Origin of the sequence: Vibrio sp. Vb0888 (assembly GCF_033338835.1) — a bacterium.
GTDB lineage: Bacteria > Pseudomonadota > Gammaproteobacteria > Enterobacterales > Vibrionaceae > Vibrio > Vibrio alginolyticus.
Genome location: NZ_JAWOTL010000159.1, coordinates 1 through 1324 on the forward strand (window position 1 = coordinate 1; position 1324 = coordinate 1324).

Here is a 1324-nt window from a genome sequence, read left to right on the forward strand (position 1 = left end):
CCGTACCTGCCGCCGCAGTTGCGACACCGATACCGATCATGTTGCGAGCACCAGCCACCAAGCTTTCAGCGAGATCGACAAAACCCTCTTTGGTTTGTTGTACTAGGTCGCCTTCTTTCGCAAGTAACGCCATCAGAGGGCGTTGTGTTAGCAAAATGAAGACCATAAAGACGGTCGCCCAAAATGCTGATAAGCCAGGTGAGAAGCGCTCTACTGTTAAACACCAAACCAGTACCACGATAGGTAGCAGGTAGTGTAAGCCAGACTTCACTGTAGGACCCGGATCTGGCACTTCAGTCAGCTCCGCATCAATCTCAATTGCGCCATCTTTCATGTGGTTCGCAGAAATTTTTACGAGGCCGACGTAGGCGATGAGTAGCGCGATCGTTACTATCGTAGTCGCTGCGTCGCCAAAGACATCTTTCGTCCAACCTACACCGTAGTACACCAAAGCGCTGATTACACACAGACCTAAAATGGTAGCCGTGAATGAAAGTAGGCTTTGCAGTAACGTTGGATTATGACGACGAGGTAAGCCAGTCATGCCCGCTTTACATGCTTCAAGGTGAACGATGTAAATCAACGCGATGTAGGAAATCAGCGCTGGAAGTAATGCCGCTTTGATAACCTCTACGTAAGAAATCCCGACGTATTCCACCATCAAAAATGCTGCCGCGCCCATGATTGGCGGGGTGAGCTGACCATTGGTTGACGCTGCCACTTCAACGGCACCCGCTTTTGTGCCCGGGAAGCCGACTCGTTTCATCAATGGAATGGTAAAAGTACCCGTGGTTACGACGTTTGCGATCGATGAGCCTGAAACCAGACCCGATAGACCAGATGCGACAACGGCGGCTTTAGCTGGGCCACCTTTCATGTGACCAAGTAGAGAAAACGCGACTTTAATGAAGTAAGCACCTGCACCCGCACGCTCTAGCATCGCGCCAAACAGTACAAACAAGAATACGAAAGAAGTGGATACACCTAACGCAACACCAAATACCCCTTCGGTGGTTAGCCACAGATGCGACATCGCTTTACCTAAGCTTGCGCCTTTGTGGGCTATGACATCTGGCATGTATGGGCCAGCAAACGTGTAAGTCAGGAACACGGCGGCCACAACCATTAGCGGAGGCCCTAATGCACGACGAGTCGCTTCAAGTAGCAATATCATGCCAACGACCGCAACCACAATATCGGCAGTGGTGGGCGCGCCGGAACGTCCTGCGAGTTCGGTGTAGAAAAGGTAGATATAGGCAGCTGAAAAGCTACCCGATAACGCGAGAATCCAATCCACAAGAGGAATGTGATCACGCGGAGAGTT

General features: G+C 51.1%; 1 protein-coding gene. It reads right to left on the reverse strand.

Going from position 1 to position 1324, the window contains the following annotated elements; translation table 11 throughout:
• Positions 1–1324: TRAP transporter fused permease subunit (locus R7P72_RS24670; RefSeq protein WP_318110923.1), on the reverse strand; the 1324-nt coding region annotated here is incomplete at both ends.